Raw genomic sequence first — 19662 nt, forward strand, 5'->3', positions numbered from 1 at the left:
ATCATGTTCTTGACGTAGTCGGCGTGGCCCGGGCAGTCAACGTGGGCGTAGTGACGGCTCTCGGATTCGTACTCAACGTGCGCGGTCGAGATCGTGATACCACGAGCCTTCTCTTCCGGTGCGGCGTCGATGGACGAGTAGTCCTTGAACTCGCCGCCGAAGCGCTCTGCACCGATCTTGGTCAGTGCGGCGGTCAGGGTGGTCTTGCCATGGTCAACGTGACCGATGGTGCCGACGTTGACGTGCGGCTTGGTACGCTCGAACTTACCCTTGGACATGGCTGCTTCTTCTCGGTAACAAGTTGGTTATGGCATTTACAGCAAGATGGTGCTCACGAAAGGAATCGAACCTTCGACCTCCTCCTTACCAAGGAGGTGCTCTACCGACTGAGCTACGTGAGCGAGTTGTCTATTATGGCAGCTTTTTCATAATGTTCAATGGAGCGGGAGACGGGAATCGAACCCGCACCATCAGCTTGGAAGGCTGAGGTTCTACCATTGAACTACTCCCGCAAGGGAACTGCCACAACGTAAAACTGGTGGAGGGAGGTGGATTCGAACCACCGAAGGCGTAAGCCAGCAGATTTACAGTCTGCCCCCGTTGGCCGCTTGGGTATCCCTCCGCACCACTCCCTTGTCTAGGACCTTGGCCGAACCGGTCAGGGGTGGGTGAGCCCGCTATTCTGGTGATATGCCCTCATGCTGTCAACAGAAATCTTCACATCCGTTGAAGTTTTTTGGCGCCACCTACCCTGCCCCGTCATTCGCCCGGCATTTTGAGTTTTTCGTCCGCGAAGATGGCCACGTGCGGCACGCCGTCGGCACCGATCCAGCCCCGGTACATGCCTTCGGTATTGAAGGGTGTGGCCGCCTTGCCGTCGGCGGACAGCACGATGGCGCCACCATCGCCCCCCAGCTCCGGCACACGCTTCACCACGACCTCGTCACCGGCCTGGGCGGGGCTCTCGTGCAGGTACTTCATGCGCGAACAGACTTCATGGGCCACCGACAGGCGGATGTAAAACTCGCCCCAACCGGTGCCGGACACCGCGCACTGGTCGCTGGCGTACGTCCCGGCGCCGATGATCGGCGAGTCACCCACGCGACCGTAGCGCTTGTTGGTCATGCCCCCGGTGGAGGTGCCTGCCGCGAGCTTGCCCTGGGCATCCAGGGCCACCGCGCCCACGGTGCCGAAGTGCTTGGCGGTCTCCAGGTTGGCGTGCGCCTGCCCCGCCGCCTCCTCCTTCAGTGCTTCCTGCAGCTGCTGCCAGCGCTTCTCGGTGCGGAAATAGGATGGATCGACCAGTTCGATCTTCTGCTCGGCCGCAAACAACTCGGCACCCTCCCCGACCATCATCACGTGCGGCGACTGCTCCATCACCGCGCGCGCCAGCAGGATCGGATTCTTCACCGTATGCACGCCTGCCACGGCACCGGCGCGCAGGGTGGCGCCGTCCATCAGCGAGGCATCCAACTCGTTCTTTCCGTCGTGGGTGAAGACGGCACCGCGTCCTGCATTGAACGTGGGATCGTTTTCCAGCACGGTGATCGCAGCGGTCACCGCATCCATCGCCGGCTTGCCCGCCATCAACGCCTCATGGCCGCGGCGCAGTGCTTCGGTCAATGCCGCACGTGCCGCACGTTCTTCTTCCGCACTGAAGCCCTTGCGCTCCACGCCGGCACCGCCATGGATGACCAGCAGGGGGGAGGCCGGTGCTGCCCAGGCAGCCCCCGCAGACAACGACGCCAGGCCCAGCAGTACCGCGGAAGTCAGCTTCATGTTTCATCACTCCAGGTAGGAACGGCGATTCTAGGCACGCCATCGACAGGCTGAACAGTGACCCACGAAAAAGGGGCCCGAGGCCCCTTCTTTCCGGTCAATCGCACCGCAGCTTCAGTTCGGGCGCAGTTGCAGCTCGCCATCGACCACGCTGGCCACCGCGGTGAAGGCCGCGTTGTCCACCTTGAAGCCGTCCAGGTGCAGGCGGCTGCCGGCACCCACGCCGGTCACCGGGATGGCATTGAACTCCAGCGGCGCGCCGTCGCTGAGCCGCTCGGCGGCGCGCTGCGGCATCACCAGCCAGGCGTAGCCCCCGTTGAGCGAATACACCCGCGCACGCCCGTCAGCTTCCACACACAGGGCCGTATCCTCGTCCACGCCGATCCCGACGATGTCGCCCTTGCCGCTGTCCTGGGCCGCACGGGCGACGAAGACAATCAGCCGACCCAAGCGGTCGCGCTTGGCGAAATGGGTGTCGGTCACGACATTGGACAGGAAGGGCATGGTGAGGAAATCCTTGTCCATGGTGACTTCGCTGCCCATCGGGTCGCCCAGTGCGGATACCGAATCGACGCTCCCGCCATCCAGCGCGCCATAGGCATAGGCCCCGAGAATGGCCAGCCCGGCACTGGTGCCGCCAATCGGCTTGCCCGCCCGCACATGCGCGTTCAGTGCGTCATTGAGCTGCGTTCCCTTCCAGAAACGGATGTAACGCGCCTGGTCACCGCCGGCGATGAAGATCGCGTCGGCGCCACGCACCACGCGCAACACCTCCGGATCATCGGCGGCGGCGCGATTGTCGAACACCAGCGTCTGCACCGCGGTCACACCGCCGACGTCGTTGAATAGTTCCTTCTGCAACTCATCGTCGCCGGAGGCCCGCAGGATCACCACCCGCCCATGGCCGGCACGCTCGACCCACCAGTGAAATGCCTCCGGCGCCCAGTCGCCGCCGCCCATCAGCAGCATCGCTGCCTCCGTCTTGCCCGGGCGCGGCGCGTCGAGGTTGCCGATCTCGTAATAGCGGTAACCGTTCTGCGATGCAGCACCGGCCTGTGCCACGGCGGTACCGGCGATGCCCAGCGCCAACAGCACCAGCGCCAGCCGCCCAAGGCAGAAATTCACGCGTTTCATCCCCATCATCCACCGATCGCATGTAATCGCTTTCAGGCGTAATGCCAGACTTTACGGCAGTGGTCAAGCATGTAAAAAAGGTGTTAGATGCAGGAACCCCATTCACAGTTTCTGACAGGGGTAGGCGGCATTTCCTGACAGGAACTGCCGGGGGGATTTCCAGAACACTTTTCATCAGAGAGCTGATTCATGCGTAAGCACGCAATGGTGTGTTCGATACAGCTGGCCCTGCTCGCCATGACCGCACCGGCCATGGCCCAAACCACTTCGGGGAGCCAGCCCCAACAACTGGATACCGTGCAGGTCACCGGTTCGCGCATCCCGCGCGCACAGGTGGAGGGGCCCGCACCCATCAGTGTCATCAATGCCGAACAGATCAAGGCCGCCGGCCTGACCTCGGTACCCGATGTACTTCGCGCGCTCAGCCAGAACAACGGCTACACGCAGGGACAGCAGAACACCACCGGCGCACAGTCCACGCCCGGCGCACAGGCCGTGGACCTGCGCGGACTCGGACCGAATCACACGCTGGTGCTGATCAACGGCCGCCGCATCGCCGACTTCCCCCTCCCGCTCAACGGCAAGAGCAACTTCACCGACGTCGGCAACATTCCGCTGGGAATGATCGACCGCATCGAAGTGCTCACCGGCAGCGCCTCGGCCGTGTACGGCTCCGACGCGATGGCTGGCGTGATCAACTTCATCCTGAAGAAATCCACCGATGGCACCACCATCGACTACCGCTACGGCGACACCAGTCGCGGCGGCGGTGAATCGCATGACCTGACCCTGACGACCGGCTTTGACCGCGGCAACTTCACCGGCATCGTCGGCGTGGAACTGATCAACAAGCGTCCGCTGTGGGGCAGCGATCGCAAGGCCCAGGATTCCACGTTCGACGGCCCGACCGAGCGCAGCCGGCTGCCGCACCTGGTGGCCCGCCGCTATGACGTGGACGATGACGTGGCGATGGACCCGGAAGGCGCATGCGCGAACCTGGGGGCGCTCAACGGCGGCAGCACCACGCTGGCCGCCGACCGCTATGGCGAGCCGTACTGCGGCAGCGACCGCGTCGTCGGCTATCGCACCATCGTCAACGAGCGCAAGGGCGCCACCGCCTACGGTTCGTTCGAGTACCGCTTCAACGACGCGCTGTCGTGGTTCGCCGATGTCCAGCTGGGCCACCAGAAGGTCAAGCTGATGACCGGCAACGGCGGCAACAATGCGGTCAGCGACAACATGGGCTGGGAGTTCCACGACCCCGCCTCGACCGACAACAACGACAAGGTGTTCTACAACGCCGGCACCGGCCACTACGAGATCTGGCAGCGGCAGTTCAGCCCCGAGGAAGTCGGCGGCCTGGGCAACCGCATGAACACCACCACCCAGAAGACACTGGCGGTGACCACCGGCCTGAAGGGCATGTTCGGCGAGAACTGGAACTGGGAAGCGGCCTACAACCATTCCCAGTACAAGGCCGACGTGAAGATGCCGCGCATCAAGGCCGACGCCGCCAACCGCTTCTTCCTGGGCGAACGCCTGGGTTACGACGCCGATGGCTATGCGATCTACAACCCCGATCCGGCCCGCCTGTACACCCCGCTGACGGCGGCGCAGTTTGCCTCGTTCGCCGCCATGTCCACCTTCCGCCCCGAGGCGAAGAACGACAACGTCAGCTTCACCGCCGACAATGGCTCGCTGTTCTCGTTGCCGGCCGGTGACGTGGGCTTTGCCGGCGTCATCGAGTACGGCCGCCAGTCGTATGCGATCAATCCCGATCCGCTGGCATTGACCGCCGATGCCTACTACGGCCCGCAGTACGGCGATGGCGATGGCAGCCGCAACCGCTGGAGCGCGGCGGGCGAACTGCGCGTGCCGGTGACCTCGAACCTGGAAGCCAGCCTGGCCGGCCGCTATGACCGCTACAGCTTCGGCAACCGTAACCCCGGCAAGTTCACCTACAGCGCCGGCCTGGAATGGCGTCCGTTCGACACCCTGCTGGTGCGCGGTTCGTACGGCACTGGCTTCCGCGCGCCGGACATGCACTACCTGTTCGCCGGCGATGATTTCTACCGCAAGGTTTCCACCGATTACTACCAGTGCCGTACCGATGAACCCGGCTTCAACAACGGCAAGTGCTACGACGAGGGCGACTGGGACACCAACACCCTCGACGTCTATGCCGGCAACGAAGAGCTGGACGTGGAGACCAGCAAGTCGTTCACGGCTGGCTTCGTGTGGTCGCCGATCGACGGCCTGGACCTGGCGGTGGACTATTACAAGATCAAGGTGATGAACCAGGTGCAGTCGCAGGACCGCGAGGTGCTGCGCATCACCGAAGCCAACTGCCGGCTGGGCGTGACCGACAGCGGTGCGGCGGTGGACATCAACTCGCCGACCTGCGTCGATGCGCTGGCCCGTGTCATCCGGGACGCCGACGGCACCATCACCAGCGTCCACTTCGCGCCGATCAACATCGCCCGCGAGGAGACCTCGGGCGTGGACGTGACCGCCAACTACCGCCTGCCAACCACCCGCATCGGCAACTTCAACCTCAGCGGCAGCTACACCTGGGCACGCAACCACACCCGCCAGCAGTATCCCGGCGACCCGACCGAGGACATGCTGGCCGTCACCTTCGTCGACACCACCATGCCGCGCGTGAAGTCCAACCTGGGCGTGAGCTGGGACCGTGACCAGTGGGGTGCCAGCCTGTTCGGCAACTACCTGGGCCGCGTCGCCAACTACGACAACGACGCGTGGACCGAGGCCACCTGGCGCTTCAACGCCGCCGCACGGTATGACATCACCGACCACCTGCGGGTGTCGCTGACGGTCAACAACCTGTTCGACAAGATGCCGCCGAAGGATGCCACCTGGGCTGCCTATCCGTATTACAACACCTCGTGGTTCGACACCATCGGCCGCAGCTACTTCGTGCAGGTGACCTGGAAGCTGGGCGGCAAGCCGCTGTGATCATCGACTGACCTGCCGTACCCGAAGCCCGCCGCAAGGCGGGCTTCGTTTTTCCGCCATCCACCGGCGCCTCCTGTTCTCGGATGGCAATTTAGGAATCCACTGATGTGCGCGTCAGTGGCCGCTCCCTAGCATGCAGCGATGCACCGCCTTCTTCCCCGGCGTCATGCCATGGACGCCCCCGTGGTCGCCGCCAGCGTCCTGCTGCGCGCACTCTCGCTGTGTGTGCTGTTGTGCCTGCTCGGAACCGCCGTCTTCTACCTGTTGGGCCAGCTGGACGAAGCAGTGTCGCAGCACCGTCGCGACATGAACGCCCGCGCCTACCGCACCCAGCTCTACTTCGACCAACGCGAAGCGTTGCTGAACTACCTGGCCGATTCGGTCGTGCAGGTGCCCTTGCGGGAGGACGCTCCCCTCCCGGTGATCGAAGGCGCGGTCCGGCACCTGCCGCTGGGCCAGGTTGGCAGCCGCCAGCAGTTGCAGCTGCTGCTGCCCGCGCGGGCCGAGCGCACCTTGCGGGAACTTGGGGTGCGGCTGATCCACGTGGGCCCGGGCACTGATGCCTCCGGGCGCTGGCTCTCCCCGATCAACACCGAAACCGCAGGCGCCCCCATCGGCGTGGATGCAACCCTCCTGCGCCTGCATGCCGCGCCCGGGCAGAGCCCGCCACAGGTGCAATGGCTGGCCTCGCCCCAGGCGCCCGGTACGATCCACCTCTATCGCGCCATCGATGATGCCGCCGTACCGCAGCACTGGCTGGTACTGGCGCTGGATGCCGCAGCATCCGCCGCCGTCATCGGTTGCGGCACCACCAGCGCCTGCGCGCTGCTCGATGCCAGTGGACAGCCGGTGCCTCCTGCAAACCCTGGCAAGGGAGCGCCGCCCTCCCCATGGCTGCGCGAACTGCAGGGCGATCGCTTCGGCTTCGCATGGCTGCACGGGCTGTCATTGCTGAAAGGGATCGGCCAGGACGACTGGCGATTGGTACAGCATGTCCGTCCAGCGCGGCTGCTGAAGGACATCGGCCTGCCCCTGGTGGTGACCCTGCTGCTGTGCGCGGCGGCGGCCGTCACCCTGCGCGCACTGACGCTGAAGCTTGACCGCCAGATCATCGGCCCGGCACGTGACCAGCACCGGCAGCTGTTGGAGAGTTTCCATTTCGGCAGCACGGTCGTGGAGATGGCGCCGGTCGGCATCTGCGTGCTGCGCTGCCACGATGGCCAGATCATGCTGGAGAACCAACTGGCACGCGACTGGTTGGGCGCAGACCACCGCGGCGAGGACTGGAATGCGGCGTGGCGCAACATCGCCCGCAGCAGCCATGCGTCCACCGCGGCCCGGCAGGCGCGCGACTTCACCACCCACGATGGCCGCGAGCTGCAGGTGCTGTACAGCGCCACCCGCTACCACAATGAAGACGTACTGCTGTGCGTGTTCAACGACATCAGCCGCCACCGCCAGATCCAGGCCGCGCTGGCCAACGCAAAGTTGGCCGCCGACAACGCCAGCAAGGCCAAGAGCGCATTCGTGGCGACGATGAGCCATGAGATCCGCACGCCGCTGCATGGCCTGCTTGGCACACTGGAACTGCTTGCCGGCACCTCGCTGGATCCACGGCAGGCACGCCTGCTGGAAACCCTGCAGCAGTCCTCGGCGGTCCTGCTGCAGCTGATCAGCAACGTACTGGACGTCTCGCGGATCGAATCAGGACAGCTCGGCATCCGTCCGGCGCCGTTCTGCCCGCTGGACCTGGCCGAGACGACGCTGCGCGGCTATGCCGATGCAGCGCTGCGCAAGCAGCTGCAGATCATGGTCTGCACCGACCCGACCCTGCCGATGCATGTCACCGGCGACGCCGATCGCATCCGCCAGATCCTGGGCAACCTGCTGAGCAATGCGATCAAGTTCACCGACAGCGGGCGGATCGTGATGCGGGTCTGGCCCGAGCAGGACGAGGCCGGCACGCAGCGCATCTGCTGGCAGGTCACCGACACCGGCGTGGGCATCCCCGTAGCGGCCCAGGCACGCCTGTTCAAGCCGTTCCAGCAGGTCGAAGGCCAGCATCGCGCGGAGGGCAGCGGGCTGGGGCTGTCGATCAGTCGCCATCTGGTCGAACAGATGCACGGCGAGCTGCAACTGGTCAGCGCCCCCGGATTGGGCAGCAGCTTCACCATCCGCCTGCCGTTGCCCAGCGCCGCGGAAGAGGACGGGAACACGCCGCGCCTGCTCGCCGAACCGGTGGTGTATGTGCGCTGCCCGGTGCTGGAGCTGACCGAGAGCGCCTGCCAATGGCTGCAACGGTGGGGCGCCACGGCGCGACCATGGCCGGGACTGATGCAGGCCATTGAACCTGGCGCCATCCTGGTGGACAGCGATCCCGGCGGTGCGGCGCCCCTGTCCTGGTCCGGCCCGCGCGTGGTCACCACGCCCGATGCCGGTGATCAGCCCATCGCTCATCCGGCGCGGCCGGACGAACGCATCGTCAGCCTCTTCAGCATCCGCGCCATCGCCGCCGGCGTGGCACAACTGCAGCAGGGGGTGCTGTTGCCTGCGCCCACCGCTGCTTCCCGTCATGGACATGCCCTCGGGTTGCAGGTGCTGGTGGTCGAGGACAACCCTATCAATCGCTTGCTGCTCCAGGAGCAGCTCGAAGCGCTCGGCTGCCAGCCGACCCTGGCCGCCGATGGCTGCGAGGCATTGGCCTGCTGCCGCGCACGCGACTTCGACGTGATCCTGAGCGACATCAACATGCCGCGGATCGACGGCTACGCACTGGCGCGTCGCCTGCGCGCGGTCGGCATCTCGACGCCGATCATCGGCGCCACCGCCAACGCCACGCCCGAGGTCCGCGTGCTCTGCCACGAGGCGGGCATGGACGACTGCCTGTTCAAGCCCATCACCCTGCAAGCCTTGCAGGCGAAGCTGGTGACGCTTGGCCTGCCCGCCCGGCCTGCGGTGCAGGAACCCGCCCTCACGCCTGCTTCCTGCACGGCCACGGAGGCGTTGCAGGTGCCAGCGGACGTACTGCAGGTGTTCCTCGACACGATGCATTCGGACATCAGCCAACTGGGTGTGGCGATGGCCGATGCCGAGCGCCCGCTGGCCTCGCAGTTGCTGCATCGGATCCGTGGCGCGCTGGTGGTGGTCTCGGCCGTTGGCCTGGCCGATGCCGCCCAGCTCGCCGAGCAGCAGGTGGCCGGTGCTGCGCCCTGGGCCGATGCCATCGATTCAACCAACACATTCGTCTTCCGGCTGGAGGGCGCGCTGCGCCAGCTGGAGACGGCCGGCCCGGTAGCGTCGCCACCTGCGCCGATGCCCGCAGCAGGGACGGAGGACGCTGATGCACGCAACCGTAGTGATCGCTGACGATCACCCGATCGTCCTGGCCGGCATCCGCCACGCCATCGAGCGCGACCCCCGGCTGGAAGTGGTCGGCCAGGCGCAGGACCCCTCCTCGCTGGTGGCGCTGATGCATGCGCATGCCCCTGACATCGTCATCACCGACTACAACATGCCGGGTAACGACGCACTGGGCGATGGCATCAAGCTGGTCTCCTATCTGCTGCGGCATTTCCCGCACAGCCGCCTGCTGGTGCTGACCATGGTGTCCAACCCGTCGATCATCGCTGCGATGTATCGCGCCGGTGCCGGTGGCGTGGTGCGGAAAAGCGGTGACTCCGCCGAACTGGGGCTCGCGCTGTCCGCGCTGCTGGCGCGCCGTATCTACCGGCCGGTGGAGCAGACATGGGCTGAGCGCGCCGCGGTATCCATGACGCCCACCGCGCGGTTGTCGCCACGCGAGTTCGAAGTGCTGCGCCTGTTCGCCAACGGCCGCTCGGTGGGAGATATCGCGCGCCTGCTCAGCCGCAGCATCAAGACGGTCAGCACGCAGAAAGTCAGCGCCATGCGCAAGCTGGGCACGCGCACCGACCAGGAACTGATCTCGTTCTGCCTGGCGTCGGATCTGTTCCGGTAATCGCCGTCTGCGTCGTCGCGTACCAGGCGGGAACCTGCCGCTGATCACGGCGTGGACGCTGCCTTGCCGGGGGAAACCGTGGTGCGCATGCAGTTTTCCACATGGCATGTGGAGAGTGATGGGAGAAGCGTGTGGATAACCGCGTGCAGCCCCTGCGCTGCAAGGGTTTCGAAAGCGTGATCATATTTTCGCCAGCGTGCAATCCCGGCACCGGCAGCGAGCGCCTCCTCCCCCGCCCTCCCTTTGGCTTCGCCAGAGAGAGGGGATGGATGCCAGCACTCGGACGGTTTTCCACACCCCATGTGGAAAGCGATGGGAGAAGCATGTGGATAAGTGCTTGCAGCCCTTGCGCGACAAGGCGCTTCAACCACTGGTCAATAATTCGCCATATCGTGCGCGGGCAGCATCGGGCAGAAACAACAAGGCCCCGCGGTGCGGGGCCTTGTGATGCGGCAACGTCCGCGAATCAGACGTTGAAGCGGAAATGCAGGATGTCGCCTTCCTGCACGCGGTATTCCTTGCCTTCCAGACGCAGGCGGCCGGCTTCCTTGGCACCGGCTTCGCCGCGGTACTTGATGAAGTCGGCGTAGGAAATGGTTTCCGCGCGGATGAAGCCCTTTTCGAAGTCGGTGTGGATCACCGCCGCGGCCTGCGGTGCGGTGGCGCCCTTGCGCACGGTCCAGGCACGGACTTCCTTCACGCCAGCGGTGAAGTAGGTCTGCAGGCCCAGCAGGTTGTAGGCGGCGCGGATCACGCGATTCAGGCCCGGCTCTTCCAGGCCCAGGTCGGCCAGGAAGGTGTCACGGTCTTCGTCGTCCAGCTGCGACAGCTCTTCCTCGATGGCCGCCGACACCGGCACCACTTCGGCACCTTCGGTGGCGGCACGCGCACGCACGGCCTCCAGGTGCGGGTTGTTGTCGAAGCCATCCTCCAGCACGTTGGCGATGTACATCACCGGCTTGAGGGTGAGCAGGAACAGGTCGCGCACCAGCGCCTTTTCTTCATCGTCCAGGCCGACGCTGCGGCCGGACTTGCCGTCGGACAGCGCCGCCTGCAGCTTGGCCAGCACCGGCTTGCGCGCGGTCGCTTCCTTGTCGCCGCCCTTGGCGGCACGCTCGGCGCGGTTGAGCGCCTTTTCGACGCTGTCCAGGTCGGCCAGCGCCAGTTCCAGGTCGATGGTGTCGATGTCGGCGATCGGATCGACGCGGCCGGCGACGTGGATGATGTCGGTGTGCTCGAAGCAACGCACCACGTGGGTGATCGCGTCCACTTCGCGGATGTGGGCCAGGAACTTGTTGCCCAGGCCTTCACCGCTGGCGGCACCGGCCACCAGGCCGGCGATGTCGACGAACTCAACCGCGGTCGGCACGACCTTCTGCGGGTTGATGATGCCGGCCAGTTCGTTCAGACGCTGATCCGGTACCGGCACGATGCCGACGTTCGGTTCGATCGTGCAGAACGGGAAATTGGCCGCGGCGATGCCCGCCTTGGTCAGTGCATTGAACAGGGTCGACTTGCCGACGTTGGGCAGACCGACGATGCCGCATTTGATACCCATGCTAACTCCACGATTCGAGATTCCGGCTTGCGCTCTCCCGCGGGTCATCGCCCGGGAAACCGCAAGCCGCAATCATGGCCGGGCGGTATGCAACCGCTTCATGGCCTCATTGAAATCCCCTGCCACCGCCAACGGCATCACGTCGATGGCCGCATCGATGGCCTGGTCCATCAGCACCGCATCCTGCGGCGACGGGCGGTTCAACACCCAGCCCACCACGCGGTCCTTGTGGCCGGGATGGCCGATGCCCAGGCGCAGGCGATGGAACTTGCCGTGACCGAGCAGGCGGATGGTGTCACGCAGGCCGTTCTGGCCACCGTGGCCGCCATCGAACTTGAGCCGTGCCACGCCGGGCGGCATGTCCAGTTCATCGTGCGCGACCAGGGTCTGTTCGGGCTCGATCTTCCAGAAGCGCTGCGCGGCGGTGATCGACTTGCCGGAAAGATTCATGAACGTCGACGGCTTGAGCAGCCAGACCGACTGGCCACCGATCTCGACCTTGGCCACTTCGCCGAACAACTTGCTTTCCAGCGTCCAGCGCGCGCCCTGCCGCTGTGCCAGGGCCTCTACGAAATGAAACCCGGCATTGTGCCGGGTCCGGGCGTGCTCGGGGCCGGGGTTACCCAGGCCGACGATCAATCGCAATCCAGTCATCTGTACGAATCGTCTGCCTGGCCCGCCCCGAAGGGCGGACCGGGCATTGCCGATTACTCGGCCGATGCTTCTTCAGCGCCGGCGGTCTTGGCGATGACCACGGCGTCGTCGTGGCTCTTGCCCAGCTTCAGCGCCGGGATTTCCACACCGGCCGGCAGCTTCAGGCCCGACAGGTAGATGATGTCGCCAGCCTTCAGCTCGCCCAGGTCGACTTCGATCGACTGCGGCAGGTCCTTCGGCAAGCAGGCGATGCTCACTTCCTTCAGCTCGTGGGTGACCAGCACGTCGGCGGACTTGCCGGCCGGCGAGGTGTCTTCGTTGATGAAGGTCAGCGGCACCGAGGCGTGCAGCACTTCGTTGTCGTTCACGCGCTGGAAGTCCAGGTGCATGACCAGCTGCTTGTACGGGTGACGCTGCATGTCACGCAGCAGCACCTTGTGGATGGTGCCGTCGAGGTTCAGGTCGATGATCGACGAGTAGAACCAATCGTTGAACTGGGCCAGCCAGATTTCGTTGTGGTTGAACTGAACCTTCACCGGCTCGCGATCACCACCGTAAACGATGCCCGGCACCACGCCAGCGTGACGCAGGCGGCGGCTCGCACCCTGACCTTGCACGTCACGACGGGCGACCTTGATTTCGTGAGACTTTGCCATTGTTGACTACTCTAGGTTGATGCACCGCCTCGCGGCGCTGCGTAAAGACTCTTCCGCGACCAGAAGAGCCTGTTGTGATCCCCGGCGGGTGCCAGGGACCGGAAAATCAATCCACGTACATCGAGCTGACCGACTCACCGAAGGCGATGCGGCGCATCGTCTCGGCCAGCATCTCGGCCACGCTGATCTGGCGGATCTTGGGACAGACGCGGGCCACTTCGGACAGCGGGATCGTGTCGGTCACCACCAGCTCGTCGAGCTGGGAGTTGTTCAGGTTGTCCACCGCCGGGCCGGAGAGCACGGCGTGGGTGCAGTACGCGGCGACCTTCAGCGCGCCACGCGCCTTGAGGGCGGCAGCGGCGGCGCACAGGGTGCCGGCGGTGTCGACGATGTCGTCGACCATCACGCAGGTCTTGCCCTCGACGTCACCGATGATGTTCATCACGGTGGCGACGTTGGCACGCGGACGGCGCTTGTCGATGATGGCCAGGTCGGCATCATCCAGGCGCTTTGCCACGGCGCGGGCGCGTACCACGCCGCCGACGTCCGGGCTGACCACGATCAGGTTGTCGGTGCCGTAGGCGCGCCAGATGTCGGCGAGCAGCAGCGGCGAGGCGTACACGTTGTCCACGGGCATGTCGAAGAAGCCCTGGATCTGGTCGGCGTGCAGGTCGACCGTGAGGATCTGGTCGGTGTTCACGGCCGAGAACATCTTGGCGGCGACCTTGGCGGTGATCGGCACGCGCGAGGAACGCATGCGGCGATCCTGGCGGGCGTAGCCGAAGTACGGCACCACCGCGGTGACGGAGGCGGCGCTCGCGCGCTTGAGCGCGTCGATGATCACCAGCAGTTCCATCAGGTTTTCCGCGCTCGGCGCGCTGGTCGGCTGCACCACGAACACGTCCTGCTTGCGGACGTTCTCCTGTATCTCGACCTGCACTTCACCGTCGGAGAACTTCGACACCAGGGCCTTGCCCGGGCGGACCCCCAGCTCCTTGCAGATGCTTTGCGCAAGGCGCTTGTTGGCATTGCCGGAAAAGACCAGCAGGTTCGGGGAGTCTTGCATGACAGCTCTCTCGGGCGGGGGACGAGTAGCGGAAGGATCGGCGGGTTACTGCAGAGATGATGCGTGTTCCGGGGCGCGCACATCCGTTGCGCTTACAACCACAGGGAAAGGAATGGCAGGGGCGGTAGGATTCGAACCTACGAATGCCAGGATCAAAACCTGGTGCCTTGGGCCTCTTGGCGACGCCCCTGCATCAAACTATTCCCGTCGTCTCCAGCGCATCGAGCAGTGGCGAGTGGTCAACACCCGCGGCCACCCAAGCCCGCAGTTCCTTCGGCAACTCCGCCAATGCCTGCTCTGCGGCAGCGCGCGTGGCGAACTCGACGAAACAACCGCTTCCCGACCCCGTGAGCCGTGCCCGACCGATACCTGACAGGGCCTGGAACGCCGCCTCGATGGCAGGTTCCCGACGCCGCAGCACCGGTTCGAACGCATTCCCGAGGACGGTCCCGGAAGCGAAGTCCGCTATTTTCACGGGCGCGGCATCCCGCGTCAAATCCGGCGAACGGAAAAGTTCAGCCGTGGGCACGTGAACCCCCGGATCGGCCAGCACGTACCAGGCCTGCGGCAGCCGGATCGGCAGCAGCTCCTCGCCCACGCCCTCGGCCCAGGCGCTGCGGCCGCGCACGAACACGGGTACGTCAGCACCCAGCGCCAGACCGAGGGTGGCCAGCGCATCCTCGTCCAGCCCCGTGCCCCACAGCGCATTCAGGGCGACCAGGACCGTAGCGGCATCGGATGAGCCACCGCCGAACCCACCGCCCGCAGGAATACGCTTTTCAACGCGGATATCGACACCTTTGGCGCAATTGGCGGCATTTTTAAGCGCGAGCGCCGCGCGCACCACCAGATCATCGGCCTCGGCCACACCCGGCACCGAGGGCCCCTCGCGGTGAACCTGACCATCTTCACGCACGCGCAGGCCGATGCGGTCACCCCAGTCCAGCAGCCGGAACACGGTCTGCAGCACGTGGTAACCGTCGGGGCGGCGCCCGGTGATGTGAAGAAACAGGTTCAGCTTGGCCGGGGCCGGCCAGAACGACCAGCCTGCGGCATCGGGAGGAAGGCTCATGGTGCGCCGATGCTCCATTCATCGACGATCAGACGCACCTTGGCGTCGCCATTGACCGCTTCGATGCGGCGCGGCAGTGCAGGCCGGCCGGCTTCGGCCGGGTACCAGTCCAGGTAGTCGACCTGCCAGCCCTGTTGTCGCAGCACGCGCGGACGCCCTTCGGCATCGAACCCCAGGTGTTCCGGGGCGATGGCCCCTTGTGCAGGCAAACCACGCACCCAGTCCGGCAACTGCTCGACCGGGATCTCCCAGCCGGTCGCCTCGGCCAGCACCTGGCCGGCGTCGTCACCACTGCGCGGACCACCGTCCAGCCCTTCCAGGCGGGCCGGCTGCCCGTCACCGCCGCTCAGCTGCCAGCTCTGCCGGGTCACCGGCGCGGCGAGGCTGATCTGGTAACCGCCCCCCTGCTGCTGCCAGTCGATCCGACCATTGCCGCCGTTACGGCCCTTGCTGATCGCCACGCGCCCCTGGAACGCCCAGGCTGGCTGCGCGCGCAGCGCGTCGCGCCGGACCTGCTCGGCGGCCTGTGCCTGCGCCGATACCTCGGCCACTTCCGGCGTGACCGGCGATGCCTGCCGCGTTGAAACCGAGCCACAGGCGCTGAGCACCCCGGCCATCACCAGCACCCACGGCGCCCGCCACGTCATCTGATTCATACACCCAGTTTCTCGATCGCGCGCAGCAGCGCGCGGTTGTCCGGATCCAGTTTGCGGGCCTCGTCGAAGAAGCGCCGCGCCTCTTCCTTCTGCCCCGTCACCCACAGCACTTCACCCACGTGCGCGGCCACTTCCGGATCCTTGGTCAGGCTCCAGGCGCGGCGCAGCTGCACCAGGGCCTCTTCGTTGCGCCCCAGCCGGTACAGCACCCAGCCATAGCTGTCGATGATGGCCGAGTTGTCCGGCTCGGCGACGCGCGCACGCTCGATCAGCTCCAGCGCCTCCTGATAGCGATGGGTGCGATCGGCCAGGGTGTAGCCCAGTGCATTGAGCGCAGCCACGCTTTCCGGCTCGGCGACCAGAATCTTGCGCAGGTCCGCCTCGGCGCGCGGCACGTCGTCCTTGCGCTCCCAGGCCAATGCACGCGCATACAGCAGCGCGCTGTCGTCCGGGTAGGCGGACAGACCGCGGGTCAGCACATCCACCTCGGCGGCGCTGTCGCCGTCACGCTGTTGCAGGTCCGATTCGAGCAGGTAGGCGTCCCGGCGAACGTCATCGTCGACGGAAGCATCACCCTGCACCTCATGCACTTCCTTGAAGGCCTGGACCTTCTCGCCCATCAGGTGCAGCGCGTTGACCGCGCGCAGCTGCGCCTCGCCACGCTGGTCGCCGCCGGGCACGCCGTGGTACCAGTCCACCGCCTCCTGGTACCGCTTGAGGTATTCGGCGATCTTGCCCAGCAGCAGGCGCTGCTCCGGGTCCGGCTTGCTGGCCTTGGCCGAGATGTCCTCGTACAGCGCGAGCAGCGCGGCATCGTCCTTCTGCTTGGCCATCAGCGAGGCACGCATGCCCCAGCTGTGCAGGTCCTGCTCGCCCCGCGCCAGCACCTGTTCGGCGGCCTTGGGCTCGCCGAGCGCGTCGTAGGCGATGGCCAGCGCATTGCGCAGCTCGACGTCGGCCGCGGCCTTGGGCTCGATGTCCTTGAGCAGCGCCAGCGCCTCCTCCTTCTTGCCCGCCTGGTTCAACTGCGTGGCGTGCAGCAGCACCACCCGCGGCTCCTCGGGGAAGCGCCTGACCACTTCGCCCACCATCCGCTGGGCCAGCTCCGGGCGCTCCATGCGCAGCGCCAGGCGGCCGAACTCCTGCCAGGCCTCCAGGTCCTCGGGAATCGCATTGGCATCGATCAGCATGCCCAGCACCTGCGCCGGCACCGCCGGGTCACGCCCACCGGTGGCCAGCGCCAACAGGGCGTTGCGCCAGGCGTTCGGCTCGGGGGAACGCAGCACCACCAGCAGTTCCTTGCGCGCGGTTTCGACATCGCCCTTGCGCATGGCCAGCGAGGCCCGGGTGGCACGTACCGCGATCGCGCCCGGATCACGCTGCGCCCACAGCGCCAGCGCCTGGGTGGCGCGCTCGTCGTCACCGGCCAGCATGGCGATGCGGGTGGCCCGTTCAGCCAGCCCCACGTCGCCGCGCGCCTCCTGCGCGGCCTGCAGGTACCAGCGGGCGGCATCGGGCAACTTGCCGGCCTGCAAGGAAAATTCACCGGCAAGGACTGGTGTCAGCGGCGGCGCGGCTTCGGCCGCCGGCCGCGCCTGGGCGGCCTTGGCCGGGGCCGCCGACAGCGGGAAAACCGGCAGGGAAAGCAACAGAACGGTGCATATGCGATGGAATACGGGCATCTGGCGCAACCGGGCCGTAAAATGGCGGCCTTCAACAGCCAGCAGCTTATCGCAAGCAACTGAACAGATGACCCTCTGGGTGCTCGGACTGAATCACCACACTGCGCCGGTGGAACTGCGCGAACGCGCCGCCTTCGGTGGCGACGTGCTGCCGCGCGCGATGGATTCATTGCGCCAGAGCCCGCAGCTGTCCGAGGCGGTCCTGCTGTCCACCTGCAACCGCACCGAGCTGTACGCGGTGGCCGAGGATGGCCAGGCCCTGCAGCAGTGGCTGGAGCAGCATGCCGGCGACCTGCAGGGCTACCTGTACCAGCACGCCGACGGCGAAGCGGTGCGCCACCTGTTCCGCGTCGCCACCGGGTTGGACTCGATGGTGCTCGGCGAGCCGCAGATCCTGGGCCAGGTGAAGGACGCCTGGTCGCTGGCCCACGACAGCGGCGCCATCGGCCACCAGCTGGACAAGCTGTTCCAGCAGACCTTCTCCGTGGCCAAGCGCGCACGCACCGATACCCGCGTGGGCGCCAACCCCATCTCGGTGGCTTCCACCGCGGTACGGCTGGCGCAGGACTCGTTCGCACGCATGGACGAATCCACCGTGCTGCTGGTCGGCGCCGGCGAGACCATCGAGCTGGCCGCCAAGCACCTGGGCGAAGCCCGGGTGAAGCGCCTGCTGATCGCCAACCGCACCCTGGCCCATGCGCAGGACCTGGCCACCCGCCACGGTGGCGTGGCGTTGCCGCTGACCGAGCTGGAACGCCATCTGGGCGAGGCGGACGTGGTGTTCTCCGCCACCGCCGCGCGCGAGCCGGTGATCCTGCACCGCCAGGTCGCCAGCGCCCTGCGCAGCCGCAAGCACAAGCCGATGCTGTTGTTCGACCTGGCGGTACCACGCGACATCGAGGCCGAGGTGGGCACGCTGTCCGACGCCTACCTGTACACGGTCGATGACATGGAGCGTGCCGTCGAGGAAAACCGCCGCAGCCGCCGTGAGGCCGCCGCCGAGGCCGAGGCGATCATCGACCTGCAGGTCTCGCGCTACCAGGACAACCTGCGCGCGGCCAGCCTGCAGGCCCCGATGCGCCAGCTGCGCGCCTTCGGCGAGGCCACCCGCGCCGAACTGCTGGCCAAGGCCCGGCAGCAGCTGGCCCATGGCAAAGAGGCCGATGAAGTCCTGGAGCAACTGGCGCACGGCCTGACCAACCGCCTGCTGCACCCGCCCACCGCGGCGCTTCGCCAGGCCGCGCTGGAAGGCGATACTGACCTTACCCGCGCCGCCGAGCGCCTGTTCCCGGCCACGCCCGGGTACCACCACCCCGTAGCGAGAACCGATGACGCCGACCCTGCGCCGTAAGTTGCTGGCCCTGGCCGAGCGCCGTGAAGAACTGGAACGTCTGCTGGCCGACCCTTCCGTGGTCGCCGACAACGAACGCTTCCGCAATTTCTCCCGCGAGTTCGCACAACTGGAGCCGGTGGCCAACGCGCTGGCCGAGGAGTCGCGCGCCAAGGCCGACCTGGCCTCGGCCGAGGCCATGCGCGGCGACCCGGAACTGCGCGAGCTGGCCGAGGAGGAAATCAACGCTGCCCAGCAGCGCCTGCACGCCCTGGACGAGAAACTGGCGCTGCTGCTGGTGCCGCGCGACCCACGCGATGAAGGCAACCTGTTCCTGGAAGTGCGCGCCGGCACCGGTGGCGACGAGGCGGCGATCTTCGCCGGCGACCTGTTCCGCATGTACGCCCGCTACGCCGAGCGGCAGGGCTGGAAGGTGGAGATCGAGTCGGACAACCCCGGTGAGCATGGTGGCTACAAGGAAGTGGTGGCACGCGTGGTCGGCCGCGGCGCCTACTCGCGGCTGAAGTTCGAATCCGGCACGCACCGCGTGCAGCGCGTGCCTGCCACCGAATCGCAGGGGCGCATCCATACCTCGGCGGCGACGGTGGCGATCATCCCCGAAGCCGACGACGTGGAAGACATCACCCTCAACCCGGCCGACCTGAAGGTGGACACGTTCCGCTCCTCGGGCGCCGGCGGCCAGCACGTCAACAAGACCGAATCGGCGATCCGCATCACCCACGTCCCGAGCGGCGTGGTGGTCGAATGCCAGACCGAGCGCAGCCAGCACGCCAACCGCGACAAGGCGATGAAGCGACTGAAGGCGCAGCTGCTGGACGCCGAGCGCAGCAAACAGGCCGCGGCGCAGGCGGAAAGCCGACGCCTGCAGGTCGGCAGCGGGGACCGCAGCCAGCGCATCCGCACCTACAACTTCCCGCAGGGCCGCATCACCGACCACCGCGTGGAAGGGCTGACGCTATACGACCTGCCCAACATCATCGAAGGCGAGTTGGATGCGTTGGTGAGCCGCCTGCAGCACGAGCACCAGGTGGACGAGCTGGCGCGGTTGGCCGAAGGCAGCTGAGGCCTTGTTCTACAGCCTCGCGTGAGGCTGCGGGGAAGG

Annotated in this window: 15 protein-coding genes and 4 tRNA genes; 5 read left to right on the forward strand and 14 right to left on the reverse strand. The window is 66.4% G+C overall.

Going from position 1 to position 19662, the window contains the following annotated elements; all coding sequences use genetic code 11:
- The 6 genes from ACIPR8_RS17540 to ACIPR8_RS17565 all read right to left on the reverse strand — a co-directional run.
- Positions 1–278 (reverse strand): GTP-binding protein (locus tag ACIPR8_RS17540; RefSeq protein ID WP_446541852.1); only part of this gene is annotated, 278 nt, incomplete at its 3' end.
- A gap of 47 nt (positions 279–325) precedes the next feature.
- Positions 326–401: transfer RNA gene (locus ACIPR8_RS17545), tRNA-Thr, on the reverse strand.
- A 37-nt stretch (positions 402–438) separates the two neighbouring features.
- A tRNA-Gly gene (locus tag ACIPR8_RS17550) sits at positions 439–512 on the reverse strand.
- A gap of 24 nt (positions 513–536) precedes the next feature.
- Positions 537–622: transfer RNA gene (locus tag ACIPR8_RS17555), tRNA-Tyr, on the reverse strand.
- 137 nt (positions 623–759) lie between these two features.
- Complete coding sequence (locus tag ACIPR8_RS17560) at positions 760–1779, reverse strand: isoaspartyl peptidase/L-asparaginase family protein (RefSeq protein ID WP_132864879.1); 1020 nt, start codon at positions 1777–1779, stop codon at positions 760–762.
- Between the two features lie 114 nt (positions 1780–1893).
- Positions 1894–2913, reverse strand: coding sequence for a cyanophycinase (locus tag ACIPR8_RS17565; protein WP_446541853.1), 1020 nt, complete (start codon positions 2911–2913; stop codon positions 1894–1896).
- 189 nt (positions 2914–3102) lie between these two features.
- Here ACIPR8_RS17565 and ACIPR8_RS17570 point away from each other — a divergent pair, with 189 nt between their 5' ends.
- The 3 genes from ACIPR8_RS17570 to ACIPR8_RS17580 all read left to right on the forward strand — a co-directional run bounded on the left by ACIPR8_RS17570 (position 3103) and on the right by ACIPR8_RS17580 (position 9865).
- Positions 3103–5889: a TonB-dependent receptor plug domain-containing protein gene (locus ACIPR8_RS17570; RefSeq protein WP_313254179.1), complete on the forward strand. Its 2787-nt coding sequence runs from the start codon at positions 3103–3105 to the stop codon at positions 5887–5889.
- Between the two features lie 171 nt (positions 5890–6060).
- A complete protein-coding gene (locus tag ACIPR8_RS17575; protein WP_446541854.1) occupies positions 6061–9255 on the forward strand; it encodes an ATP-binding protein in 3195 nt (1064 codons plus the stop codon).
- The gene (locus ACIPR8_RS17580; RefSeq protein WP_446541855.1) at positions 9230–9865 is read left to right on the forward strand and encodes a response regulator; all 636 of its coding nucleotides are present in this window, start codon (positions 9230–9232) and stop codon (positions 9863–9865) included. The genes ACIPR8_RS17575 and ACIPR8_RS17580 overlap by 26 nt, the downstream gene beginning before the upstream one ends.
- A 466-nt stretch (positions 9866–10331) precedes the next feature.
- Here the strand turns inward: ACIPR8_RS17580 and ychF are convergent, their stop codons facing one another.
- From ychF to ACIPR8_RS17620, 8 genes are all read right to left on the reverse strand, one after another.
- On the reverse strand, positions 10332–11423 hold the full coding sequence (ychF, locus tag ACIPR8_RS17585; protein ID WP_132864883.1) for a redox-regulated ATPase YchF: 1092 nt from the start codon (positions 11421–11423) through the stop codon (positions 10332–10334).
- A gap of 72 nt (positions 11424–11495) precedes the next feature.
- On the reverse strand, positions 11496–12077 hold the full coding sequence (gene pth, locus ACIPR8_RS17590; protein ID WP_132864884.1) for an aminoacyl-tRNA hydrolase: 582 nt from the start codon (positions 12075–12077) through the stop codon (positions 11496–11498).
- A 53-nt stretch (positions 12078–12130) separates the two neighbouring features.
- Positions 12131–12733, reverse strand: coding sequence for a 50S ribosomal protein L25/general stress protein Ctc (locus ACIPR8_RS17595; protein WP_446541856.1), 603 nt, complete (start codon positions 12731–12733; stop codon positions 12131–12133).
- Between the two features lie 106 nt (positions 12734–12839).
- The gene (locus ACIPR8_RS17600; RefSeq protein ID WP_132864886.1) at positions 12840–13799 is read right to left on the reverse strand and encodes a ribose-phosphate diphosphokinase; all 960 of its coding nucleotides are present in this window, start codon (positions 13797–13799) and stop codon (positions 12840–12842) included.
- A gap of 113 nt (positions 13800–13912) precedes the next feature.
- Positions 13913–13989: transfer RNA gene (locus ACIPR8_RS17605), tRNA-Gln, on the reverse strand.
- Between the two features lie 3 nt (positions 13990–13992).
- Entirely contained in the window at positions 13993–14871 is an 879-nt protein-coding gene (gene ispE, locus ACIPR8_RS17610) for a 4-(cytidine 5'-diphospho)-2-C-methyl-D-erythritol kinase (protein ID WP_446541857.1), read from the reverse strand.
- Positions 14868–15527 carry a lipoprotein insertase outer membrane protein LolB gene (gene lolB / locus ACIPR8_RS17615; RefSeq protein WP_446541858.1) on the reverse strand — a complete coding sequence of 220 codons (660 nt, stop codon included), beginning with the start codon at positions 15525–15527 and terminating at the stop codon, positions 14868–14870. Before lolB ends, ispE begins: the two co-directional genes overlap by 4 nt.
- Complete coding sequence (locus ACIPR8_RS17620) at positions 15524–17209, reverse strand: tetratricopeptide repeat protein (RefSeq protein ID WP_446541859.1); 1686 nt, start codon at positions 17207–17209, stop codon at positions 15524–15526. The genes lolB and ACIPR8_RS17620 overlap by 4 nt, the downstream gene beginning before the upstream one ends.
- A 67-nt stretch (positions 17210–17276) precedes the next feature.
- Here ACIPR8_RS17620 and hemA point away from each other — a divergent pair, with 67 nt between their 5' ends.
- Complete coding sequence (gene hemA / locus ACIPR8_RS17625) at positions 17277–18560, forward strand: glutamyl-tRNA reductase (RefSeq protein WP_132864889.1); 1284 nt, start codon at positions 17277–17279, stop codon at positions 18558–18560.
- Positions 18538–19623 (forward strand): peptide chain release factor 1, encoded by a 1086-nt coding sequence (gene prfA, locus ACIPR8_RS17630; protein ID WP_446541860.1) that lies wholly within the window; start codon positions 18538–18540, stop codon positions 19621–19623. Before hemA ends, prfA begins: the two co-directional genes overlap by 23 nt.
- The last annotated feature ends 39 nt before the right edge of the window (positions 19624–19662 follow it).

The sequence above is a fragment of the Stenotrophomonas sp. LARHCG68 genome, assembly GCF_052871705.1.